This window comes from Empedobacter stercoris, assembly GCF_020281205.1.
Taxonomy (GTDB): domain Bacteria; phylum Bacteroidota; class Bacteroidia; order Flavobacteriales; family Weeksellaceae; genus Empedobacter; species Empedobacter stercoris.
In genome coordinates this window covers 78,261-97,999 of sequence record NZ_JACXZC010000006.1, presented here as the reverse complement: position 1 = coordinate 97,999, position 19,739 = coordinate 78,261, and the positions used below count along the sequence as shown (strand labels likewise).

General features: G+C 32.0%; 18 protein-coding genes and 1 pseudogene. 9 read left to right on the top strand and 10 right to left on the bottom strand.

The features are described 5' to 3' along the window. Positions 1 to 4: 4 nt before the first annotated feature. Together ppk2 (IF125_RS04700) and ppk2 (IF125_RS04695) are read right to left on the bottom strand one after the other, a co-directional pair. Positions 5 to 823, bottom strand: a complete 819-nt coding sequence (gene ppk2 / locus IF125_RS04700; RefSeq protein WP_225541689.1) for a polyphosphate kinase 2 — start codon at positions 821 to 823, stop codon at positions 5 to 7. A 17-nt stretch (positions 824 to 840) separates the two neighbouring features. Then, a complete protein-coding gene (gene ppk2, locus IF125_RS04695) occupies positions 841 to 1,647 on the bottom strand; it encodes a polyphosphate kinase 2 (protein WP_375781345.1) in 807 nt (268 codons plus the stop codon). Positions 1,648 to 1,840: 193 nt separating this feature from the next. On the opposite strand from ppk2 (IF125_RS04695), the gene IF125_RS04690 reads away from it, so the two are divergent. The 4 genes and pseudogenes from IF125_RS04690 to IF125_RS04675 all read left to right on the top strand — a co-directional run bounded on the left by IF125_RS04690 (position 1,841) and on the right by IF125_RS04675 (position 4,661). Next, the gene (locus tag IF125_RS04690; protein WP_225541687.1) at positions 1,841 to 2,212 is read left to right on the top strand and encodes a hypothetical protein; all 372 of its coding nucleotides are present in this window, start codon (positions 1,841 to 1,843) and stop codon (positions 2,210 to 2,212) included. A gap of 153 nt (positions 2,213 to 2,365) precedes the next feature. Further along, complete coding sequence (locus IF125_RS04685) at positions 2,366 to 2,662, top strand: YHS domain-containing protein (protein WP_225541686.1); 297 nt, start codon at positions 2,366 to 2,368, stop codon at positions 2,660 to 2,662. After that, positions 2,655 to 3,311, top strand: coding sequence for an SCO family protein (locus IF125_RS04680; protein WP_225541685.1), 657 nt, complete (start codon positions 2,655 to 2,657; stop codon positions 3,309 to 3,311). Before IF125_RS04685 ends, IF125_RS04680 begins: the two co-directional genes overlap by 8 nt. Positions 3,312 to 3,476: 165 nt before the next feature. After that, positions 3,477 to 4,661, top strand: a pseudogene (locus tag IF125_RS04675) (IS256 family transposase). Between the two features lie 142 nt (positions 4,662 to 4,803). Here the strand turns inward: IF125_RS04675 and IF125_RS04670 are convergent. From IF125_RS04670 to IF125_RS04660, 3 genes are all read right to left on the bottom strand, one after another. Continuing rightward, complete coding sequence (locus IF125_RS04670; RefSeq protein WP_225541684.1) at positions 4,804 to 5,469, bottom strand: response regulator; 666 nt, start codon at positions 5,467 to 5,469, stop codon at positions 4,804 to 4,806. Between the two features lie 14 nt (positions 5,470 to 5,483). After that, a complete protein-coding gene (locus IF125_RS04665) occupies positions 5,484 to 7,142 on the bottom strand; it encodes a tetratricopeptide repeat-containing sensor histidine kinase (protein WP_188319831.1) in 1,659 nt (552 codons plus the stop codon). Positions 7,143 to 7,228: 86 nt separating this feature from the next. Further along, positions 7,229 to 7,384 carry a hypothetical protein gene (locus IF125_RS04660; RefSeq protein WP_188319830.1) on the bottom strand — a complete coding sequence of 52 codons (156 nt, stop codon included), beginning with the start codon at positions 7,382 to 7,384 and terminating at the stop codon, positions 7,229 to 7,231. Positions 7,385 to 7,737: 353 nt separating this feature from the next. On the opposite strand from IF125_RS04660, the gene IF125_RS04655 reads away from it, so the two are divergent. The 4 genes from IF125_RS04655 (at position 7,738) to IF125_RS04640 (ending at position 11,243) form a co-directional block, all read left to right on the top strand. After that, positions 7,738 to 8,496, top strand: coding sequence for a hypothetical protein (locus IF125_RS04655; RefSeq protein WP_188319829.1), 759 nt, complete (start codon positions 7,738 to 7,740; stop codon positions 8,494 to 8,496). A gap of 69 nt (positions 8,497 to 8,565) precedes the next feature. Beyond that, a complete protein-coding gene (rlmD, locus tag IF125_RS04650) occupies positions 8,566 to 9,984 on the top strand; it encodes a 23S rRNA (uracil(1939)-C(5))-methyltransferase RlmD (protein WP_188319828.1) in 1,419 nt (472 codons plus the stop codon). 16 nt (positions 9,985 to 10,000) lie between these two features. Beyond that, the gene (locus tag IF125_RS04645; RefSeq protein ID WP_171623059.1) at positions 10,001 to 10,603 is read left to right on the top strand and encodes a DUF6452 family protein; all 603 of its coding nucleotides are present in this window, start codon (positions 10,001 to 10,003) and stop codon (positions 10,601 to 10,603) included. Continuing rightward, entirely contained in the window at positions 10,557 to 11,243 is a 687-nt protein-coding gene (locus IF125_RS04640; RefSeq protein WP_171623058.1) for a DUF6048 family protein, read from the top strand. Before IF125_RS04645 ends, IF125_RS04640 begins: the two co-directional genes overlap by 47 nt. Positions 11,244 to 11,312: 69 nt before the next feature. Here IF125_RS04640 and lon read toward each other — a convergent pair whose 3' ends face one another. From lon to IF125_RS04620, 4 genes are all read right to left on the bottom strand, one after another. Then, positions 11,313 to 13,751: an endopeptidase La gene (lon, locus tag IF125_RS04635; RefSeq protein ID WP_171623057.1), complete on the bottom strand. Its 2,439-nt coding sequence runs from the start codon at positions 13,749 to 13,751 to the stop codon at positions 11,313 to 11,315. A 197-nt stretch (positions 13,752 to 13,948) separates the two neighbouring features. After that, entirely contained in the window at positions 13,949 to 15,085 is a 1,137-nt protein-coding gene (gene bshA / locus IF125_RS04630) for an N-acetyl-alpha-D-glucosaminyl L-malate synthase BshA (protein ID WP_225541683.1), read from the bottom strand. A gap of 23 nt (positions 15,086 to 15,108) precedes the next feature. Beyond that, entirely contained in the window at positions 15,109 to 16,191 is a 1,083-nt protein-coding gene (locus IF125_RS04625) for a serine hydrolase domain-containing protein (protein WP_262903651.1), read from the bottom strand. A gap of 44 nt (positions 16,192 to 16,235) precedes the next feature. Then, positions 16,236 to 17,990, bottom strand: coding sequence for a glycoside hydrolase family 3 protein (locus tag IF125_RS04620; RefSeq protein ID WP_225541682.1), 1,755 nt, complete (start codon positions 17,988 to 17,990; stop codon positions 16,236 to 16,238). Positions 17,991 to 18,103: 113 nt separating this feature from the next. Between IF125_RS04620 and IF125_RS04615 the strand changes: the two genes are divergently transcribed. Beyond that, positions 18,104 to 19,183, top strand: coding sequence for a TerC family protein (locus tag IF125_RS04615; RefSeq protein ID WP_225541681.1), 1,080 nt, complete (start codon positions 18,104 to 18,106; stop codon positions 19,181 to 19,183). Between the two features lie 66 nt (positions 19,184 to 19,249). Here the strand turns inward: IF125_RS04615 and IF125_RS04610 are convergent, their stop codons facing one another. Then, the gene (locus IF125_RS04610; protein WP_225541680.1) at positions 19,250 to 19,738 is read right to left on the bottom strand and encodes a c-type cytochrome; all 489 of its coding nucleotides are present in this window, start codon (positions 19,736 to 19,738) and stop codon (positions 19,250 to 19,252) included. Between the last annotated feature and the right edge of the window lies 1 nt (position 19,739).

Below are 19,739 nucleotides of genomic sequence, written 5' to 3'. Positions count from 1 at the left end.
AAGACTATATTTCAACTTCTAAATTTTGATGTTTCAAAATGCGTTTATTTTTATCATCATAAGGTATTTTAGACAAAATATATTCCATTGCTTCAACCCTTGCTTTATATTTTTTATTGGCATCAATTATTTTCCAAGGTGCTATTTTTGTATGGGTTAATTCAAACATTTTATCTTTATATTCAGAATAAACTTCGAACAAATCTTGTGCTTTTTGATCAACAGAACTATACTTCCAACGCTTAATAGGAGAGTTAACAATATCGTTAAAACGTTTCATTTGTTGTTCTTTTGTAATGGAGAAATAAATCTTGATTAGATAAATCCCAGAATTAATCCACATTTTCTCCACATCATTTACTTCATTCATAAAAGTTGCGTATTCATCTTGAGTACAAAACCCGTTAACTGGCTCTACTACAGCTCTATTATACCAACTTCTATCATAAAAAACAATTTCTCCTTCGCGTGGTAATTGACGAACATAACGCTGAAAATACCATTGTCCACTTTCAACTTCATTCGGTTTTGGTAAAGCGACAATACGATGTTCTCGAGGATTTAGATGTTCCACAATTCGGCGTATAGCACCACCTTTTCCTGCTGCATCTCGACCTTCGAAAACAATCACCACTTTTTTCTTGTGATTTGCCACCCAAGTTTGAAGTTTAATCAATTCCTCTTGTAACTCTTCGATTCGTTTTTCATATTTTACGGTACGCAATGCTTTTGCAAAATTTAATTGGTCATGATCTGACTGCAAAAGTCCAACAAGTCCTTTTTTAGTTTCGATTAATTTTAAATCCTTCGGTTTAAATTCCATTTTATCAACATATAAAATTAATGATTCATTTCTTTTACCATTCGATAATAACGTTCAATCACATTTGGATCGACCATCAAATCAGCTTTCGACTCATCTTTCCCCTTGTAATTAAACAAAGATAGAACATAACGAATCGTTTCTAATCGAGCCAAATTTTTATTATTTGCATTTACAATAATCCATGGTGAAAACGAATTATGTGTTCGAGAAAACATTTGATTGATGTAAGTCGAAAAATCGTTCCATAATTCTTGCCCTTTCGCATCAACAGGGCTATATTTCCACTTTTTAAGTGGATTATTTAAACGAGAATCAAAGCGTGCTTGCTGTTCCTCTTTTGTAATGGAAAACCACAATTTGATAATGTGTGTACCAGATTCGTATAGCATATGTTCAAATTCTGAAACTTGAACCATAAATTGTTCATATTGTTTTTCTGTACAAAACCCCATCACAGGCTCTACAACCGCTCTATTGTACCAACTTCTATCAAAAAAAACAATTTCTCCTGCATTTGGCAATTCTTTAATGTAACGCGTAAAATACCATTGACTTTGCTCTACTTCTGTTGGTTTGTTTAATGCAACAACACGCATAGATCGTGGGTTAAGATGTTCTCTAAAACGACGTATTGTTCCTCCTTTACCTGAAGCATCTCTACCTTCGAAAATAATGGCTACTTTTTTGTTTTCTGTTGAAATCCAATTTTGAAGATTGACTAATTCCGATTGTAATTTTAACAATTCAGTTTCATATTCAAATTTCTTCAAAACATTTTTATATAATGTATTTTCTTCCTGATTTTCAACCAAAAACTGCATTAATTCTTCGGTTGTTGTAAAATCAGAAACCTTGCTTTTTTTCATAAGTAATATAGATTGTAAAATATTCCTTAATATAAATATTTTGAGTTATATAAACGTAAAAAAAATGATGAAAATTTCCGTTAAAATCATAAATTTTATCATATTCAACCTCAATGAATTTGGTTAAATTTGTAGTAAAATTAGTTTTTTGCGTCTATTATTATTCATATCAATCCTATTTTCTATCGCATTTCGCCCTTTAATGCCCGTGTTAGATTATATTTTGAATTATAATGAAATTGCAAACAAACTTTGTATAAACAAAGATGAGTCTGAGCTGCTTTGCAATGGTTTTTGCTATTTGAAAGAGGAAGTTTCGGAGAATGAGAAAAATCGACCTGAAAATAATTATGTCAAGAATTCGGTTAAACTTCTTGATGCGATCGTTCCGCAAAACGATATACTTTCTCTAAAAAAATATTTTTCTCAAAAGAATAATTCATCCATCGATCAATATCTTGATATTGATTCTAATTATATTATTCGATTAGTTTTTCATCCACCAATTGTTTACTTTTAATTACTAATCTAAACTATAACTCCATATTGGTAATATGAATTAAAATTCGTCAGTCGAGTGATTTTTCGAAATATTATGTAGAAAAAGTGTATCGAGAATAGAATTTTATCTTAAACAAAATGAACCACGAGTTCAACAATTAATTTTAAAAAAATGAAAAATTCAAAAAACATATTCGCTCTTACCATTTTAGCTATCGCTTTCACATCTTGCAACAAGGAACAAGCAAAACAAGAAGAGTTTGAAGTACAACATGTTTCTCATGAAGAAATGAAAGCCGTAAAGAAATTGGACGTTGCGGTTGTTAACGAAATTGATCCAATTTGCGGAATGAAAACCGCTGATCATTTGAGTGATACAGCTAATTATGAAGGGAAAACGTACGGTTTTTGTTCGACAATGTGCAAAGAAGAATTTCTAAAAAATCCAGAAAGTCATATTCATGAATAAACAATTAGTTGCTGTTATAGTCATTATTATAGGTGTAATTGGATCTGTTTTTTGGTTAAAAAATAAACCAAAAGATAAACTATATAACGTGATGAAAGTTCCTTCATTTTCGATGATAAATCAACATAACGAAACGATTACTGATCGTGATATGCTAGGAAAAGTATATGTTGTAGAATTTTTCTTTACGAGTTGTCCTACGATTTGTCCTGTGATGAGTACTAATTTACGTTCTATAGAAGATGAAATCAATAATCCTAATCTTGGTTTTATTTCCGTAACAATTGATCCAAAGCGTGATACTCCTACTCGTTTGTTAGAATATTCGAAACAAATTGGTGTAAAAACACCCAATTGGCATTATTTAACGTCGGATCGGGAAACAATTGAGCAACTTTCTGAACAATTCAATATTTATGTTGGGAAAGATGAAACGACAGCAGAAGGATTAAATCATAGTGGTAAGCTTGCATTAGTAGACAAACAAGGAAATATCAGAAGTCGATACAACAAATCTGGTGTTCCGATGTTATTCTATTCAGGGCTGAATTATAAAGATCCTGAGGGTAAGGAAACTTCACTTGGAGGAACATATCATCCAGAAATAGAATATTTAAAAGAAGATATTAAAAAGCTTTTGGCTGAGTAATAAAAAGAGGCTGTATCACGACTCGTGAAAACAGCCTTTTTATTATGTGGCAGTATCCAAAAAACTGTGTAAACATAAAATAGGGTGGGTTATTATAACTCACCATTATTTTTTTTAAATTACATTTATAAAACACAGTTTGTTATGAAGAAATCTGTCGGCAAAATGATCAAAGATCATGGTTTATTAGAAGGTGTTAAAACGCAAGAAGACCTTAGTAAATTACTAAAAGAACTCCATTCAGAATTATTAGAAGCCATGCTCCATGGCGAGCTTGAAGCACATTTAGGCTATTAAAAAAATGAAAAAAGTGATAATTCTAATTCACGAAATGGGACTACTTCCAAACGTATAAAAAGCGAATACGGAGAATCTACAATAGAAGTTCCACGTGATCGAGAGGGTAGTTTTGAGCCTATAATTGTTCCAAAGCATCAATCCAAATCAGTTTCAGTCGAAAATATGGTGATATCGCTATACGCTAAAGGTCTGAGTGTATCGGATATCGAATCGGAACTTTACGAATTATATGGTTATAAACTCTCTACTTCTGCGATATCTATTATCACCGATAAAGTGAATCAGCAAGTATTAGATTGGCAAAACCGTCCATTAGAATCGGTTTATTGCATTGTTTGGATGGATGGTATCGTTTTTAAAGTTCGACAAGCTGGAAAAGTGATAAATAAGACTATTTATTTAGCCGTTGGTCTAAACCGTGAAGGATACAAAGAAATCCTTGGAATGTGGCTTGGAGAGAACGAGTCTGCTGCTTTTTGGCAAGGTGTAATGACAGATTTAAAAGTACGTGGTGTGGAAGATATTTTGGTTTCTGTAACCGATAATTTGAATGGTTTTACACAAGCAATTAGCAATATTTTCCCTCAAACAAACACGCAAATTTGTGTAGTTCATCAGATCAGAAATTCAGCTCGATATGTGGTATGGAAAGATAAAAAAGAGTTTACTTCGGATATGAAATTAATTTATAATGCGACAAGCAGAGAAATGGCAGCGCATGAATTAGATCGTTTTGCAGAAAAATGGAATCAAAAGTATCCTTATGCAATACAATCTTGGAGAAAGAATTGGGACGAATTAACCGTATTTTTTGACTTCCCGGTAGAAATTAGAAAAATTATATATACCACTAATTTAATTGAAAATCTAAATGGAAAAGTCCGTAAATACACTAAAAATAAGATGGTTTTCCCAACGGATGATGCGCTTAAAAAATCGGTATATTTATCATTAATGCAGATATCCAAAAAATGGACAAAACCAATTCAAAACTGGGGATTAATTTTAAATCAATTTTTAGCAATATTTGAAAAAAGGGTTCAACTATAAAATAGTCAAACCCATCTGAAATATGTTTACACAAAATTTTGGACAGTGTCTATTATTGTTTTTCTTGGTACTATCTAAGAATAGTTTCATAATGAAAATTTTCACCCTATCTCATAAAAAATTGAGACAGCCTCTTTATTTATCATATACTTCCCAAATCTTTAAAAAGAGCTACTAATTGGTGATTACTTGATACCTCTAACGTTTCTTTAAGGGTGCTCAATCTTTTTTCTACACTACTTTTACTTGAAGGTTTGATATTTCTATCTACTAAAAAATTAGGTATATCTTTTAACAAAACGCCTTTTGATAGCAAGGAAACCAACGTAACATCATACGAGGTAATTTCATAGGTGTTTTTTTGTTTGATGCTACGTTTCATTTCTAATTCTAAATGTTTTTCACCCTCAAAAACAGCTTGAATGGCTTTTTTTAATTCCTTCGAATCTTCTCTACCTTTTGCTACAAAACCATTAATTTCGAATTGTTCAAAAAGATTATCAACCATATCCGCTTTTTTTTCTACTGAAAAAACAATCACTTTTAAATTTGGTTGAATCGCTTTTACAGCTTCTATTAACTCTCTTCCTCCTTTCAGTTTTTGTTCGCGATGATCTTCTTCAAATGATAAATCAGAAATCAATAAATCATAAGGTTGTTCGTCGTATAAAGCTTTCTTTACTTTCAAAAAAGCATCATCGCAATAAAAAGCATAATCTGGATTTTCTACTTTCAAATCCTTCAATACTTTTTGAACTGAAATATTAAAACTTTCAAAATCTTCTGCAATCAATACTTTTTTAAACATACTTTTTTATTAGGTTATAGAATAGGAAATTTGATAATAATTTTTAGACCATTTACATTTTCTGTTTCAAAAATAACATCTCCTTTTAAACTAGAAATACGTGAAACCGTATTTTGCAAACCATTTTTAGGATTTAACTCCGAAATTCCAATTCCGTTATCCGAATAATTCATGAAAAATTGTTGATTTTCTTGTTTGAAATTCAAGACAACTCGCGAAGCTTGACTATGTTTTTTCATATTCGTCAATAACTCTTGTATGACCAAAAAAATCTCTGCTTTAGCTTGGTGAGAAATAATTGACCAAAGCTCATTTTCGTTTCCGATCAAATATATTTTAGCCTTATCCGAATCAAAAGAACTTATTAATTGTGATAATTTAGCTGCAAAATTTTCATGTTGCGCTTCATCCTTTTTATCATACGAAATATCCCGTGATATTTCATAAACTTCTTCTAATTTATCTAAAATTTCATCTCGATTAAATTCCGATTTATTTTCTATATCAGACATCACATGGTAAATTCCGTTTGCCACCTTGTCATGTACTTTTTTTGAATATTTTAACTCTGTTTTCTTTACCTCTAAAACTTTTTCTTGTTCTAATTTTTGTTTTCTTCTTTTGTGCCAAAAATATGCGAAACACAAAAGGAACAACAACAAAATAACAACAATATATAAGCTTAAAATTTTGTTCTTTTTCTTTTCGTTTTCGGCTTCAGCTTTTAAAAAATTTGCTTTATTTTTTTCTGAATCAAAACGAATCAATGCAAATTGATTTTTCGCTTTATTTCGTTCTAATTGAATGCTATCATTGAGTTTTTGATAGGCTTCAAAATATTTTTTAGAATTCGTTGGATTCTCAAGTAAAATCAATTGCTGATAAACTTCTAATTGATCCTCTACGCTCTTATTCTCAAATACAATTGTTTTTCTCTTATAAGCAAAATCCAATGCTTTTTTAACATCTTTATTGGAGAAATAATCTGTCAAATGTGCATAACTTGCATTTTGTCCCCACAAATCATTTTCTTTTATTCGAATATCTAATGCTTTGTTTAGCTCATTTTCTACAACTCGGTTTTTATTTTGCAACCATTTTGTGTACGCTAAATTATCTAAAACACGTGCATATTCTTTTGGGCTATCATGAATCTGTTTCTCATCCAACAAATCTTTATAAATCTTTATAGCTTCATCAAATTGATTATTGTAACGATAACTATTGGCAATATTATTTTGATTGACAATAAAAACGTTCTCATCTTTTGTGAAATCTATTGAATTTTGGAAATAATTTATCGCTTCTTTATAGTTTTTTAATTCATGTGTACTTTGCCCTAAACTATTATAAGCACTCGATAAAGTTTCAGCCTCCTCTTTAATTTGAGGATTTAATAATTTGATAGCTTCTATATTTAATTCCTGACTTCCAAACCAATCTCCCTTTTTATAACTTATATACCCCAAATTAATCAAACATTTTGAAGCCTGATGTTTATTGTTCTGTTTTATAAATTCTGAATAAGCCTTATTGAAATAAACATACGCGCTATCATTCTCTTCTTTTTCGTAAAACTCCCAAGCCTTATCATACGCTTTATTCTGCGAAACTTCATTTTGTTCATCAAATTTATTATCAGAAGATTGACATGAAAAAATCACTAATAACAAACAAAAAAATATACCTCTTACCAAACCTTACTATTTCTCTCTAAAGCTAAAGAAAAAACGGATAGATTTCTCTATCCGTATTATGTTTATTTTTTTGGCGGAATATGTCCTGTTTCTCCACCTGTATCTCCATCCACACTATCTGTAGAAGTTTGTGTAATTGGATGTTGATCTTGTGTTATTGTATGTGCATTTTGGTTTGGAAAAAAGAATCCCAATAAAGCGAATAATAATTCTAACATAATTTTAAATTTTATTGTTTTTTACATAGGTGTTCTTTCTCGCAAAACAGATTACGAGCAGTGTACACGAGAAAAAAGAAGCGCTTCTTCTATGGGAAGTTTTTGCAGTCTGAAAACAGTTAAGGAAAAATGCTTCCCTTCAGTTAACCTCAACTGTTTTCAACACTACATTTTTAGAAATCAAATTGTTTTGTTTTAGTATTGATTTCTATGGCAAAGTAAATGCAGGCACACAAATAGCTGTTAGACATACATTAGACAAGTTTTGTACAATTATCAGACAGTCTGTTTTACGTGAAACCGTAATTTATTTTGTCCAATTTTTGTCTACTTTGTAAAAGAATTAAAATGAAATGTCGGCGAAGAAACATCTATTCGAAAAGGTTTTTGAACAAGCAAAAAAAGAATGTGGAAACTCAAGTAAAAATGCAATTTCAAATTATTTGAATACATTGATTACTGAGGAATATAGTTTTCAGATCAGTAGTAAATCTTTTTCAAGGTATTACGATGATATCTTAAATGATAAAATTGATGAGCGAACAATTTCTCCTATATTATTAAATCATTTAGCTACTTATATTGGTTATAATAGTTTTGGAGAATTTAGCCAGCAATTTGAAAAGACATTAATTAACGAAAAAGTAGATATTGAATCAGAAGGAATTCAGAAAATAAATACTGATGAAACTTCAAAAAGTGCTAACCCTCCAAAAAAGAAAAAATTCTTTGAAAAAAATCAACGTAATAAAATAATTGTAGGAAGTGGAATTGCTTCTCTTTTGGTTGGAAGTGGTTTGTTTTTGAATTCATTTGATAACTCTTCGTCTTGTATGGTTTGGAAAGAAAGTCATTATTTAGAAATCGATTGCGAAGAATCAACTCCGCAAATGAATGCTGTTCCATACAACGAAACTGTTTTTCGATTAAAAAAAATTACTCGAATAGACACTTTAAACATAGACAATGCAATCGATAAAGTTTGGTACACAAAGAAAAATGGTGAAATCGAATTTTATACCAATTATGGCTTACATCCCGAAAATGGTAAAACATTAAAACCTGTTACCAAGTATATTTTAACAAAATATGTTCTGAACAAAGAACCATAAAATCTTAATTTTTTAGCTACAAGAAATATAAAAAATTGAATATTTCGGCGACTTCCTTACCTTTGCAAAATGTCAAGAAAAGTAAAGCAAAAAATCATACTAAATAATATAGAAGTTTTACGTGCTGGTGCAAAAGGTGTATCGGTTGGTAAAACAGAGGAAGGTAAAACGGTTCTGATAAAAGGTGCGATTCCTGGGGATGTTGTAGATGTACACGTTTTGAAGAAAAAAAGCAGCTATTTAGAAGGACAAGCAATCGAAATTCATACAAAATCTCCTTATCGTATTCAACCAGAGTGCGAGCATTTCGGTGTTTGTGGTGGATGTAAATGGCAAGATATGAGCTATGATGCGCAACTTAAATTTAAACACGACGAAGTGGTTAACAATTTAGTTCGTATTGGAGGTTTCAAAGATTTAGAAGCAGAAATTGTTCCGATTTTAGGATCTAAAGAACACTATTTTTACCGCAATAAATTAGAGTTTACGTTTTCTAATGCTCGTTGGTTAACGTTAGAAGAAATTCAATCAGGAAAAGAATTTGACGACCGAGATGTGCTTGGATTCCATATTCCAGGAGCTTGGTCTAAAGTTTTAGATGTTACGAAATGTCATTTACAACGTGATCCTTCGAATGCGATTCGTGTCGAAGCAAAACGTTTTGCATTAGAACATAACTTAGATTTCTTCGATCTAAAAAATCAAGAAGGTTTATTGAGAACGCTGATGATCAGAACTTCTCAAAATGGGCAAGTCATGGTTTTAGTTCAATTTTTCCGCGAAGAAAAAGAAAATCGTGAAGCTTTCTTACAAAACTTAAAAGATAAATTTCCAGAAATTACCTCTTTATTGTATGCGATTAATCCAAAGCAAAACGATTCTGTTTATGATTTAGACATCGAAGTTTTTGCTGGTGAGGATCATATTATGGAAAAGATGGAAGATTTAAATTTCAAAATTGGTCCGAAATCTTTTTATCAAACAAATCCAGAACAAGCATACGAATTATACAAATTAACACGTGATTTTGCTGGTTTAACAGGAAACGAATTAGTGTACGATTTATATACAGGAACAGGAACAATTGCACAATTCGTTTCGAAAAATGCAAAAAAAGTAGTGGGTGTAGAATCAGTTCAAGAAGCAATTGATGCGGCGAAAGCAGCAGCTAAATTCAATGGTATTGAAAATTGTGATTTCTATTGTGGTGATATGAAAGATGTCTTGAATCAAGATTTCATCAACGAACATGGAATTCCAGATGTTTTGATTACTGATCCTCCTCGTGATGGAATGCATAAAAAAGTGGTTGAAAATATTTTATTCATGAATCCAAAACGTATTGTTTATGTTTCTTGTAACTCTGCAACACAAGCAAGAGATTTAGAATTGATGAAAGATCAATATAAAATTGTTAAAGTTCAGCCAGTTGATATGTTTCCACAAACACATCATGTAGAAAATATTGTACTTTTAGAACGAATTTAAAATTCAATTCTTGAAAATGAAAAAGTTTCAATCTATTTTAACCGTTTCAATCCTCTCTATTTTAACAAGTTTTGTTATCTATAGTTGCGAAGATGATGATATTTGTACAGATGAAGGCGAAGTGCCACGTATGGTTGTAGACATGTATTACAACATTGATAAAACAACAAAATTAGAAGATACAATTTTCTATTGGGCCTATGTTTTAAAAGATTCTATTCCTACAGGAACAAGCAAAGACACTCTATTAATTGATCAAGGTTCTGTCAATATGAAATCGAGTTTTGCTACGCCAATTCGTCAGAATAAGCAAAAAGAAATTTATTATACTGTTGCGCAAGGAAAAGATAGAGAAGTTAAAGATCCTATTACGGGGCAAGTTATTGAAACAATTAAAGCAAAACGAGATCGTTTGGTTTTAACTTACGATACAATTGGAAATGCTTATACGTCTAAAGCATGCGGTTTTGGATTAACTTTTCAAGGAGTTGATGTAAAATTGGTAACCAAAAGTGAAAGTAGCGCTGGAAATTGGATTAAAGGAATAGAAACTGTAAATACTGAAATAAAAGATGGTTCGACAACTATTATTAAGCTTTTTGCTGACGAGCGCAACTAATTTTGCTTTTGCGCAAATAAATAAAACTGACTCAACAAAAGTAACAGTCACGGATTCTATTCCAAAGAAAAAGAACCATGATATTTTTATTGGTGTAGACGTTTTCAATCCTATTGTTGCAGCTTTTAGCGATAAAAAAGGTATTAGCGCTTATGCTTCCTACCAAATTAATAATAAGTGGCACGCAGTTATAGAAGCTGGTTTTGAGAAAAATAATTTCAATGAAATCAATTGGGATGTAGATGTTGATGGAATTTTTGCGAAAGTTGGTGCCAACTGGTTTGTGACACAAGATGTCGACAATCAATCGAACGGAATTTACATTGGTGGACGTATTGCCTATTCACATTATTCGCAAACAATTAACAGCTATGCGATTCGTGATTTACAATCAAATGAAATTATTGATACCGGAAGTTTGCCTAAAGCAAATGTAAGTAGTTATTGGATAGAAGCTGTGGTTGGTGGACGTGTAGAGATTTTTAAGAACTTTTATGGTGAATTATCTTTGCATCCTGCAGCTTATATTGGTGGTAAAAAAGATCAAGGAATTGATCCTTTGGTTATTCCTGGTTACGGGAAATATAGCGGCCCATTTAATATGCCAGTTTTTTGGGGAATTGCTTATAAGATAAAGTAAATTACTATTTATATACGAAAAAAAGGAACTCTAATTGAGTTCCTTTTTTAGTTTTGAGAAGATTTCAGATTAATCAAAAACCTTTGCTCCTTTTACTTTTTGATTCGTTAAAGCAATATCCAAAACTTCTTTCATTTCTTTAACGAAATGGAAAGTCATTCCTTTTACGTATTCCGCTTTAATTTCTTCGATATCTTTTCGGTTGTCTTCGCACAAAATAATTTCTTTGATATTTGCACGTTTTGCCGCTAAAATTTTCTCTTTAATTCCACCAACTGGTAAAACTTTTCCACGAAGTGTAATCTCACCTGTCATTGCTAATTTCGCTTTCACTTTTCGCTGTGTAAAAGACGAAACCAAAGACGTCAACATCGTAATTCCAGCAGATGGTCCATCTTTTGGTGTTGCTCCTTCTGGAACGTGAATATGCACTTTATAATTTTCGAAAACTTCTGGTTTAATACCTAATTCATCTGCATGCGATTTGATATATTCTAATGCAATTGTTGCAGATTCCTTCATCACAGTTCCTAAATTACCTGTAATAGAAAGTCCACCATTTTTCGCTTTCGATAAAATTGATTCGATAAATAAAATATCTCCACCAACACTTGTCCAAGCTAAACCTACGACAACTCCAGGAACTTCATTATTCTCATATTGATCTGGCGTGATAGAAGGTCCTAAAATTTTAGAAATATCTTCGATTGAATATTTAGCATCAAATTCTTCTTCCAACGCAATGTGTTTTGCAGCTGAACGAACCAATTTAGCAACTTTCTGATTCAATTTACGAACTCCAGATTCGCGTGTATAACCGGTGATTAAATATTCGATTTCTTTTTTTCCTAAAACAACATCTTTCTCTTTCAAACCATGATCTAACAATTGTTTTGGTAAAAGGTGACGTTTTACAATCTCTGTTTTCTCTTCGATGGTGTAACCTGCGATATTAATCATCTCCATACGATCACGTAAAGGACTTGGAATATCTCCAACATTATTTGCTGTCGCGATGAAAAACACTTTAGATAAATCGTAACCAATTTCTAAGAAATTATCATAAAAATTCGAGTTTTGTTCTGGATCTAAAACCTCTAACATTGCTGACGAAGGATCTCCATGTGCACTTGCCGTCATTTTATCAATCTCATCTAATACAAAAACAGGATTAGATGATTCAGATTTTTTGATCGATTGCAAAATACGTCCTGGCATAGCTCCGATATATGTTTTGCGATGTCCGCGAATCTCCGATTCATCATGCAAACCACCCAACGACATTCGTACATATTTACGACCAATCGCATCAGAAATAGAACGTCCTAACGAAGTTTTACCAACACCTGGAGGTCCATATAAACAAAGAATTGGCGAACGCATATCTCCTTTCAATTTCAATACGGCAAGATGTTCTAAAATACGCTCTTTTACATCTTCTAACCCATAATGATCGTGATCTAAGATTTTCTTCGCATGTTTAATATCAAAGTTATCTTTTGTCAACGTATTCCATGGTAAATCCAACATAAATTCAAGGTAATTACGCTGAATATTATGTTCTGGCATTTGTGGATTAAGGCGAGAAAGACGATTAATTTCTTTATCAAAATGGTTTGCTACATCTTCGCTCCAACTCTTTTTTAGAGCTCGTTTGCGCATGTCATTGATTTCTTCTTCCGTCGTGTTTCCTCCTAATTCTTCTTGAATCGACTTGATTTGTTGATTTAAGAAATATTCTTTTTGTTGTTGATCTAATTCTTTTCGAACTTTATTTTGAATGGTATTCTTCAACTCTAACTTCTGAAGCTCAACATTCATAAAACGCATCACTTCCATTGCGCGAAGTTTCATATCAGAAATTTCTAACAACAATTGTTTTTCATCTAAACTCAATGTTAAGTTAGACGCCACAAAATTGATTAAAAATGTATTACTTTCAATACTTTTTATCGCACCTGCAGCTTCAGAAGGTAACATTGGATTTTCTTCTACAATCTGAAAAGCTAAATCACGAATTGACTCAATAATTATTGGGTATTCTTTGTTTCGAGAAGTCGGAACTTTTTCATTCAAAGTCTCTACTTCAGCTTTAAAATAAGGATCGTCTGTAACAAACTCTTTCACTCTAAAGCGTTTCATTCCTTGTAATATCACCGTGATGTTTCCGTCTGGTAACTTAATCATTCGCATAATTTTGGCAACCGTACCTACTTTATACAAATCATCTTGTGTTGGATCTTCTACTGCAATTTCTTTCTGCGAAAGCACCCCAATAATGCGATCTTCTTTGTAAGCTTGCGTTAATAGTTGTATAGATTTATCTCTACCTGCTGTAATTGGCGCAACGACACCAGGAAATAAGACAGTATTTCTTAACGATAAAATAGGCAATACCGAAGAAATATCGTGCTTATTTAGCTTACTTTCTTCGTCTTTACTCATCAAAGGAATTAATTCAATTTCTTCTTCCATTACTTGTGCTAATGACAAATTGTCTATGTTCATAATTTTTTTGTACGTTCAAAGTGTCAGTAAAACTATTTTTAACTGACGAATGCTTTTCTTACTATCAGAAAAACCAAGTTATAGTTCTTGTTTAAAACAATTAGAAAGGCGAATATAAATAAGTCAAACGTTATGCCAATAAAATAGATTGTCAGTTTTTCAATAAAGGTTTTGAATGAGAATAAAAAAATCGGGGATTACCCGATTTTAGATTTTGCGATTACTTTGCGATATAATTCTTCGTATTGTGGAAGAATATTCGTTTTATCAAATCGTATAGCTTGTTCTTTTGCTTGATGACTAAATGTTGACAAACGCTTTTCGTCCTCTAAAATATAGATTGCTTTTTGAGCCATCATTTCTACATCGCCGACTGGACAAACAAAACCAGTTACACCGTCTATATTAACTTCTGGAATTCCTCCTGCATTTGATGATATTACAGGTACACTTGCTGCCATTGCTTCTAACGCTGCCAAACCAAAACTTTCTTGTTCAGAAGGTAAAAGGAATAAATCTGCCGCTTTCAATACATCGTTTAAATCACTTACCATTCCAAGACTTTTTACTTTATCTTGAATCCCTAAATCTTGAATCATTTGATCTGCCATTTCCCATTCTGGTCCTTCTCCAGCAATGATTAATTTGGATGGGATTTGTTTTTGAATCAAATTAAATGTACTGATCACATCTTGTATACGTTTTACTTTTCGTAAGTTAGAGGTATGTAAAATAACTTTCTCCTTTGGTAACGCAAAATTATCACGACAACAGACGCATTTTTCTGGTAAATATTGATCGTTATCGATAAAATTTGGTACAACTTCTATCTCATTTGTAATATCAAATGCACATAAAGTTTCTTGTTTTAAACTTTCGGAAACCGATGTAACTACATCCGATTCATTAATTGAAAATTCAACAGCCGTTTTATACACAGGATGTTTCCCAACTAATGTAATGTCTGTTCCATGCAAAGTTGTCACGATTGGTAAATGATACCCTTTTCTTGCCAACATTTGTTTTGTAAAATATGCGGCATACGCATGCGGAATGGCATAATGTACATGCACCAAATCTAATTCGTAATGTAACACTTTATCATATAAAATTGTACTCAACGCCAAATCATAGGGTTGATATTGAAACAATGGATAAGTCTCAACATGAATACGATGAAAGTATATATTTGGTAATTTAATGTTTAATCTTGCAGGTACATTTGTACTAAAAAAATGTACTTCATGCCCTTTCTCCGCTAAATCCATTCCGAGTTCTGTTGCTACAATTCCACTACCTCCGTAGGTTGGATAGCATACAATTCCTATTTTCATTCGCGATTTTTATTTAGACAAATTTAAGGCAAAATTGCGTCATATATTACTTGTCGGATATTTTCTCTCACTTTTTTTATCGATAAATAATTTGGTTCAATAGTTTGATTCACTCTATTTGATAGAAAAATATAAACAATATTGTATTTAGGATCCGCCCAGACCATAGTTCCTGTAAAACCTGTATGACCAAAACTTTCGGCTGATGGACCTTTTGTAGAAACCGTTTGCATTTTGTCAAAGCCTGCACCTCGATGATTTCCTTTGAATTGTTGTTTGGTAAATTCTGGAACCACTTCTGGTTTCAAATAAACCTCATCACCATATTCGCCACCATTCAAATAGAGTTGCATCAACTTTGCCAAATCAATCGAGTTAGAAAATAAACCCGCATGACCAGCAATTCCGCCAATCATAGCCGCACCTTGATCGTGTACAAAACCATGCACCAATTGATTTCTGTAGGTTTTATCGTATTCAGTTGGAATGATATCTTCTAAACTAAATTTTTCTTTCGGATTAAAAGTGGTGCGGTACATTCCAATATTTTGGTAAAATTTTTCTTGCGTTAATTGATTTAGATCTTTTCCAAAATCTTTTTCTAATTTCTTCTTAAAAATATAATAGCCTAAATCTGAGTATTCATAAGACTTACGACCAAGTTGTGATTTATAAATATCTTCATAAATCGTATCTTTTATCGAATTGATGATGTAAATATTATCCGTTACTTTTATTTGATGTTCCTCATCTTGTTTACGTGAATAGAAATCCAAATAAAGACGCGCGTTTTTCACATTAACCGTTTCGTTGTAAAAGCCAATCCAAGGTTTAAGACCAGCTTGATGTGCTAAAATTTCACGAACTTTTAAAGAAGATTTGTTCGTATTCTTAGCATCGGTATCAATTTCACCAATTGTTTGATCGAGGTTTAACTTTCCTTCGCCGACCCCCAACATCAACAAAGGCAACGTTGCCGTCACCTTTGTTACAGAAGCAACATCATACAAATCTGTCCACTTCACTTTTTTTGAAGAATTTTTATCTTGTGTTCCAAAGCTTTTGTCGTACACGATTTTTCCATCTTTCGCAACTAAAATTTGCATTCCAGGCGTGTAACGATTTGCTATTGCTTCTTCGGCAAGTCTATCTATTTCTGAGAGTTTTTTTTTCCTAAACTTACATTTTCAGGCGCTGTAAACCCTAAACGATTGATATGTTTGGTTACAATTCCTTGACCTTCTTTCAAATTTTGATTGATATCTACAGGAAAAGTTCCGTCAGCATCAATTGCTCCAAAAATAATTTGTGCTGCTGCTACTTGCGCATCTTTCGTATTTTGATAATGAACCGTAACGGCATCTAAATTTGATAAATCAAGATCTTTCAATCCATAAGGACTTGTAAACAATGAAAAGATTTTCTTTTTGTCTTTTGGCAATGCATTCAATATAGCTTTCGAATTTGCAGACAATTTATAAGGTTTGTAAACTGTTTCGTTTGACAAAAATGCCCCAGCAATAACAACATCATAATCATTTAGTAAATTGATTTGATTTGGATTTGAAATTTTTACTAACTCAACATTTGTATATTTTTGTAAATGTGTCAAAAATTGATCATAATCAGTTTGTTCCAATGGGACAAACGCTATTTTTTGATTTATTTTTTTGATTGGTAAAACCTTGTGTTGATTTTTAACCACAGTTGAAGCTTTCTCGAAAATTTTTGTTGTTAAAGCTAAATTTTCAGGCGAGTTTAAATCTTCTAAAACATTTGCTGGATTTAATGGTTTTATCTCGTTTAAACCTGTGATGTATTTGGCCATTAAAATTTTCTTCACACTTTCTTCTAAACGTGCTTCAGAAATTTCTCCATTGTTAATTGCATCGATAATTTTTTGTTTCCCGATATGTACATTTTGAGAAAACAGTAAAATATCATTTCCAGCCACAAAAGCTCTATAATCTACATCGCCTGCAGGAAATCTTTTTGCTACACCATCCATATTCAACGCGTCTGTAATCACAATTCCTTTAAACTGTAATTCACCTTTCAAATAATCTGTAATAATTCGTTTGGATAAGGTTGAAGGAATAGTACCATCTGGCTCCAAAGCTGGAACATTAAGATGTGCTATCATGATTGATTGTACACCAGCTTCAATCATTTTCTTGAAAGGTGCAATATGGTATTTTTCTAAATCAGTTTTATTATCCGGTATCAATGGTAAAACTTTGTGCGAATCTTGGTCGGTATTTCCATGTCCTGGAAAATGTTTTGCAGACGATAAAACATTTTGTGTACGCATTCCGTTCATATAAGCAATTCCTTTTTCTGCTACACGATCGGGATTAGAGCCAAACGAACGATTTCCAATCACTGGATTATTCGAATTGACATTGACATCAACCGAAGGTGAAAAATTAAATTGTACACCCATTCTATTCGCTTGCAAACCGATTTGTTTTCCTACTTGATACACCAAATTATTATCTCGTAATGCTCCAAGTGTCATATTCCAAGGAAAACGTTCTACACTTTTCAAACGCATTGCTAATCCCCATTCTGCATCCATTCCTATTAACAAAGGCGTTTTTGAAATGGATTGAAATTTATTGGTTAACTCGATTTGATGAGCAGCTTGATCCTGCATAAAAATCAAACCTCCGATATGTTCTTCTTCGATTAATTTTTGAATCTCAATCTCATGCGCAGCATCTCTATTTGTATACGCAGCTACAATAAATAATTGTCCAACTTTCTCTTCCAATGTCATGGTACTGTATTTTTCATCAACCCATTTCATTTGAATGGAATCCTTAAATAATGGAGAAATTTGTTGCGCTTTTGTCGCGATAGGTAAAATAATTGTTAAGAATACGTATGTTATAACTTTTTTCATGCTAGAATAAATTAATTTTGTATGTTTTTTCCCTTTGATAAAAACTTTTTTTTAAAGGCTTACCGATTAGGATTGGTAAATTTATAGTAAATTGTGAAATTAAATAAAATTATATGAGTATTTTCAGTGTTGTACAGGATAGTATGTTAAATCATCCTGGACTAGTAACTGTTTTTGGAGTAGCTGTAATTATTATGCTACTTTTAGATTTAGGTGTTTTTAACAAAAACGCACATGTTGTTTCGAATAAAGAAGCACTTATCTGGACGATTGTTTGGATTTCCTTAGCAATGATTTTTAGTGGAGTAATTTATTTTGTTTTCAAGGAAGCTGATGGGCACGCGTTTGCTCTCAACAAATTCTCCCAATTTCAGGCGGCTTATTGGATTGAAAAAGCGTTATCCGTCGACAATCTATTTGTTTTTATTTTAGTTTTCGGGTTCTTTAAAATTCCGAAGGAATATCAACATAAAGTTCTCTTTTGGGGAATTTTAGGTGCATTATTATTCCGTGCAATCTTTATTTTTGCTGGAGTTGAATTAATCAAAATGACTTATTTACCTTCTTTTTCTATTGGAGATTGGCACTTTAATTTAGGTGATGAAGCAACGCACGCTAATTTTGCTGCAAAAGAATTTTTCCGTCCAAATGTAGTTTTAACTCTTTTCGGATTCTTCCTAATTGTAGCGGGAATCAAATCTTGGAAATCAAGTGATGAGGATGAAAATCAAGATTTATCACAAAACCTTGGAGTAAAATTGGTGCACAAATTTTTTAAAGTAACACCTAATTTTGGTGGAGATAAATTCTTCAGTGTACAAAACGGAATCAAAATGGCGACGCCTCTTTTCGTTGCATTGATGGTGATTGAAGTAACAGATTTAGTATTTGCTGTAGATAGTATTCCTGCGATTTTTGCTGTTGCTCCAGACGATCCTTTTATTCTTTATTCATCTAATATTTTTGCTATTTTAGGATTGCGTTCGTTGTATTTCTTGTTAGCAAACTCGATGGATAAATTCAATAAATTACACTATGGTTTGGCTGTAATTTTAACTTTCATTGGAATTAAAATGATCATTATGCCTTTCTATCATTTCGAATCGACTGTTTCATTATCAATAATTGGTGGAGTTTTATTAACAACAATTATATGGTCTTTGCTTTCGAATCGAACAGAAAAAAGTAATTAAATCTATATTAATTAATCATAAAAAAATCGCTCAATTGAGCGATTTTTTTATGATTGAATTCTACTTTTATTTTTTTATAGCCTCCTTTAATGGTTTTGTAACTTCCACTACACTTTTTATTTCAGCTGCATTCTTTAATGATTCAGTAGGACTTTCGTTTCCTCTGTGGCACATTGCGCACGTCACAACGTTGATCATTTCAGGATTTTCGACATTCTCCCAATTGAAATTTTTTGCATTAATGTCACGTGTCATCACAATCATATGACGAGCGAACTCTTTTTCTTTTTTTGCATCACTTGCAAAATCCATTTCATTTGTTTCTGGATTCTCCGCGTGACAAAAATTACATTTCACTCCTAATGCTGCATTATAGCCACGCATTAGACCTTTCAAACTATCTTTAGAAATATTTTGTGGTAAAACTTTTAAATTTTTCCATTCAGAAGTTGCAATTGCTTTTCCTGTATCAATTTGAAGAGAAGTTGTAAAAGAAAAAATACTAAACATCAAAGCTGCTGCTCCCAAAGAAGCTACAATTTTATTCGATTTCATT